At 62.1% G+C, this 319-nt stretch carries 1 protein-coding gene; it reads right to left on the bottom strand.

Annotated elements, in window-relative coordinates:
* The coding region (locus ACNFG0_RS22910; RefSeq protein ID WP_416766543.1) for a VCBS domain-containing protein at positions 1 to 319 on the bottom strand (319 nt) is incomplete at both ends.

The following is a 319-nucleotide window of genomic DNA, read 5'->3' as shown; positions in this document are numbered from 1 at the left end:
GGCGGTGATCGGGCCACTCGGGACGCGGTCGGCGCCCTGGGTATCGTTGCTCAGCACATTGCCGGTGAGCGTGGTGTGCTGCTCGGTGGCGGTTTCGAGGTTGCTGTCACCCACGGCAGTCGGCAGGTCGTCGATGATGTTCACATCGAGGTTGCCGGTGGCTGTGCTGCCATCGGTGTCGGTAGCCGTTACCGTGAAGCTTTCGCTCAGGCTGTTGGCTTCGTTGGCATTTGGATGGGCTTCGTTGTCAGTCAGCGTGTAGCTGTAGCTCACCACCCCGGTGCTGGGGTTGTAGCCGGTGATAGTCAGGGTATTGCCC

It is taken from the genome of Pseudomonas sp. NY15372, from assembly GCF_048068215.1.
GTDB lineage: Bacteria > Pseudomonadota > Gammaproteobacteria > Pseudomonadales > Pseudomonadaceae > Aquipseudomonas > Aquipseudomonas guariconensis_A.
Note: the sequence above shows the minus strand (reverse complement) of the source record. Positions and strands in the feature narration are given on the sequence as shown.